Genomic DNA, 4,217 nt, shown 5'->3' on the forward strand with positions numbered 1-4,217 from the left:
TCGCCAAAAACAAACCAGATTACAACGAGATGCGTGAACTTAATATCATACACCAACAGCTACAAAATCAATGCCCTTTCATTCACAAAAAACGACTTCAATCCCTCATCGATTCTACCCAAGCATTGCTCAACGGTGATCGCCTCACCCTTACTCAACTTGGCCGCTCCATGACGGGTAAGACATCCGCTAAACATGCCATTAAGCGTGTTGATAGGTTGCTTGGCAATGCGCAGTTGCATCGCGAGCGCATCGATATTTATCGTTGGCATGCGCAGCTAACTTGCAGCCTCAACCCCTTTCCATTTGTCCTTATCGACTGGGCTGACGTGCGTGAACAACTGCGAATGATGACATTACGCGCATCCATTACCGTCAATGGTCGCAGTGTTGTTTTGTATGAACGCACCTTTGAATTCAAGCATTACAACTCTCCTCGCAGCCATCAACATTTCTTGGATGAATTAAAACAAGTGATGCCACCCAGCTGCACGCCCATTCTGATCACCGATGCCGGTTACCGAAACACCTGGTTTCGCCAAGTTGAAGCTCTTGGTTGGTATTGGCTTGGCCGTTTACGCGGTGAGGTGGGTGTGAAGCTAGCCAAGCAAGGCTGGCTATCGAATAAAAGCTTTTTCACCAGAGCGAATACACAGCCTCAGCACCTCGGACCTGCTGTCATCGCAAAGAAGAGTCCTCTTGCATGCCAGCTTTATTTGTACAAAGGGGCTGATAAGAAAAGCAAAGGTAAGAGGCATAGCCGGCACGGGTCAAAAGCATTCTGCTCAACACTTATATCAACGTTCAGCGAAAGAGCCATGGATGCTTGCCACCAACTTGCCCCCCGCCATGTTTACTGCAAAACAGCTCGTTAAACTCTACGCCAAACGGATGCAAATCGAAGAATCATTTCGGGACTTAAAAAGCCCTGCTTATGGCTTTGGCTTACGCCATTGCCGGAGTCGCAGCACGAAACGATTGGATATTTTGCTACTCATCAGCCTGTTGGCTGAGGTTGTGCTTTGGTGTATTGGACTGATTGCTAGGCAGCAAAATTGGCAATATCAGTTTCAAGCTAACACCATCAAAACCCGCCATGTTTTATCAATAACACGGCTCGCAAAAGAGGTACTAAGGCGGCGGGACCACCGAAGAAGTAGCGCGGATATAGAGTGGGCAATTTACGAATATATACGGGTGATCCATCAAACAGCGATGCTTAAATTATGAGGGGATCCGTCAGCGCCGCTATAAAAGGCGCGCGTTAGCGCGTCCAGTGGAGGCCGTTTTTTGGCCGGAACGATTTTTAATAGCTTTGTTAGGCATTTGGTTCGGGAAACATGATCTCATGATACTGTTTAGCAACCTCATCTTTTTGAAATATTTGAGGAATTACTTCTTTTGAATAAGTACACCCCGCTTTAAAGGCCTCAGTGATCTTTTCTATTTTCTCTGATTCCAATTCTCTGACCGTTAACCTGCGAGTGACATCATCTATTTCACGAAACTTGTTTATAAAGTTCGATAATTCTTCGACAGGCAATTTGATCTCATAGCCCGCAGCTACCAATGGAGCCACAACGAGAGGGATACCTATCATTTCGGGTATTGAGCCTGCTCCTGTTTTTTCAGAACAGTACCCGAGGTAAGATTTCCAATACTCTTCAAGATTCATATTCATGATGCCTAACGCCCGCAGCTGCGGACGCCTTGTAGTGACGAAGGAACGGAAAGGCGCTCCGACAGACTGCGTTTGTTAAGTGTTTTACCCTTGGACACTAGCGTATACCGATGCAAGGAATTCGTCTATTTCACTTTTGCTTACCAATATACGATATTCATTGAATACAGATTTTTCCGAAGAGATAAATATTGCATCAGCGTCGCATTGAGCATCAGAACGAAATGTGATGGAACCGATAATATCCTCTCCTTCGAACTCCGCTACCGAAAATGTGCTTCCTATTTTGTATTCATGCGATACCAATATCGGAGGCTTCGATAAAGCCACATTGCCAAGACTAGCCTTGCGATGCCATTGGATAAAATGGGAGACTAAACTTTCATCGTTTCTTATCGAGGCCGAACACGGTCTACAGCACTGCTTACCATTTACTTGAACCGCACACGTTTCACAAAGAAGCTCTGTGCAAAGATGACACTCTAAATCTCTCTTGCAACCGCTACATTTCTCTTCGTATATGGCACTCAACATAAATTTACCGATGACACTTAACGCCGCAATCTAGCGAATACCCACAAAATATCTTTCGTTATCAAATACATAGAAACACATTTCGTTGTGTGTTCTAATTAATTTCGTCAAAAACAAACCAGATTACAACGAGATGCGTGAACTTAATATCATACACCAACAGCTACAAAATCAATGCCCTTTCATTCACAAAAAACGACTTCAATCCCTCATCGATTCTACCCAAGCATTGCTCCAAGGTGACCGCCTCCCCCTTACTCAACTTGGCCGCTCCATGACGGGTAAGACATCCGCTAAACATGCCATTAAGCGTGTTGATAGGTTGCTTGGCAATGCGCAGTTGCATCGCGAGCGCATCGCTATTTATCGTTGGCATGCGCAGCTAACTTGCAGCCTCAACCCCTTTCCATTTGTCCTTATCGACTGGGCTGACGTGCGTGAACAGCTGCGAATGATGACATTACACGCATCCATTGCCGTCAATGGTCGCAGTGTTGTTTTGTATGAACGAACCTTTGAATTCAAGCATTACAACTCTCCTCGCAGCCATCAACGTTTCTTGGATGAATTAAAACAAGTGATGCCACCCAACTGCACGCCCATTCTGATCACCGATGCCGGTTACCGAAATACCTGGTTTCGCCAAGTTGAAGCACTTGGTTGGTATTGGCTTGGCCGTTTACGCGGTGAGGTGGGTGTGAAGCTAGCCAAGCAAGGCTGGCTATCGAATAAAAGCTTTTTCACCAAAGCGAATACACAGCCTCAGCACCTCGGACCTGCTGTCATCGCAAAGAAAAGTCCTCTTGCATGCCAGCTTTATTTGTACAAAGGGGCGGATAAGAAACGCAAAGGTAAGAGGCATAGCCGAACGGGTCAAAAGCATTCTGCTCAACACTCATATCAACGTTCAGCGAAAGAGCCATGGATGCTTGCCACCAACTTGCCCCCCGCCATATTTACTGCAAAATAAGTCGTTAAACTCTACGCCAAACGGATGCAAATCGAAGAATCATTTCGGGACTTAAAAGGCCCTGCTTATGGCTTTGGCTTACGCCATTGCCGGAGTCGCAGCCCGAAACGATTGGATATTTTGCTACTCATCAGCCTGTTGGCTGAGATTGTGCTTTGGTGTATTGGACTAAAAAAGCGGGTTATAACGTGTAGCAAAATAAAACTCAAACCACTGTTTTTTTTGCTACATTTAAATGCCTTTCTGGAATATTAAGTGAAGCTATCAAGATCAATTTTATGTTCCTTTAAAACCGCACTTGTTTGTAATCTTTTTTGACCAGCCGAAACAGCCATAACTTTTGCGATTACTTCAGATATTTCACCTTTTACAATGTTTACTTTTTTTGCCTGATGTAAATAGTAACTTGTACAAGGTTTGCAATTCATAGCGATTGACGCAGCCAGCCCAACAAGAACCTCTGTCTTTGAATCTAGAAACTCATTCTCATGAGTAGATTCATAAAACTCTTCATATTTATTTTGCTGATTTTCAGTAAGCACAAACATATCCTTTGCATGGTATTGTAAAATTACGAGTGAATTCTAACGCCTTTGTCAGCCGCGTTTTTGTTGTAGTGGATTTTTGTGCGAAAATGGCCGTAGGCCAGCACAAAAAGGAGCTGAGACCAAAACGTCGGATGGACAAACTTGTTAGAAGTAGGACGCCAAGTTAGCATAAATAGGTGAAACATAATTATGATCCATTTCTTTAATTTGCCTCTGCCATTCAAGAACTTTATCAGTGCTGGTTTTAGTCTTATTTGAAACAAAACCATCCAACGCCCCCTTAAGCAAGTCTTCTAGCGGCAGCCCCTTAATTTTCTCGAACTCTTCTTCGTGCTCTGCACTTAACAAGCGGACTCCACTGTAGTGGTACAACTATTTTGGCCACCTGATTAGAGGTGATAAGATCACCATAACTAAGCAGGTATCAATATGTCAAAACGTACAAGACCAACTTATTCACCAGAATTCCGACTAGAAGTTGCCC

At 44.2% G+C, this 4,217-nt stretch carries 3 protein-coding genes and 2 pseudogenes; 2 read left to right on the forward strand and 3 right to left on the reverse strand.

Annotation, left to right across the window (positions count from 1 at the left end):
* Positions 1–29: 29 nt before the first annotated feature.
* Positions 30–1,230 (forward strand): annotated as a pseudogene (locus tag K6Y31_RS21745) (IS4 family transposase).
* 88 nt (positions 1,231–1,318) lie between these two features.
* On the opposite strand, the gene K6Y31_RS21750 reads toward K6Y31_RS21745, so the two are convergent.
* A complete protein-coding gene (locus tag K6Y31_RS21750) occupies positions 1,319–1,675 on the reverse strand; it encodes a hypothetical protein (RefSeq protein ID WP_233055136.1) in 357 nt (118 codons plus the stop codon).
* A 673-nt stretch (positions 1,676–2,348) separates the two neighbouring features.
* On the opposite strand from K6Y31_RS21750, the pseudogene K6Y31_RS21755 reads away from it, so the two are divergent.
* Positions 2,349–3,356 (forward strand): annotated as a pseudogene (locus K6Y31_RS21755) (IS4 family transposase); the annotation flags it as partial.
* Between the two features lie 80 nt (positions 3,357–3,436).
* On the opposite strand, the gene K6Y31_RS21760 reads toward K6Y31_RS21755, so the two are convergent.
* On the reverse strand, positions 3,437–3,727 hold the full coding sequence (locus tag K6Y31_RS21760) for a carboxymuconolactone decarboxylase family protein (RefSeq protein WP_232804074.1): 291 nt from the start codon (positions 3,725–3,727) through the stop codon (positions 3,437–3,439).
* Positions 3,728–3,877: 150 nt separating this feature from the next.
* The gene (locus K6Y31_RS21765) at positions 3,878–4,081 is read right to left on the reverse strand and encodes a hypothetical protein (RefSeq protein ID WP_233055137.1); all 204 of its coding nucleotides are present in this window, start codon (positions 4,079–4,081) and stop codon (positions 3,878–3,880) included.
* Positions 4,082–4,217 lie beyond the last annotated feature (136 nt).

Origin of the sequence: Motilimonas cestriensis, assembly GCF_021295315.1 — a bacterium.
GTDB lineage: Bacteria > Pseudomonadota > Gammaproteobacteria > Enterobacterales > CBDFNC01 > Motilimonas > Motilimonas cestriensis.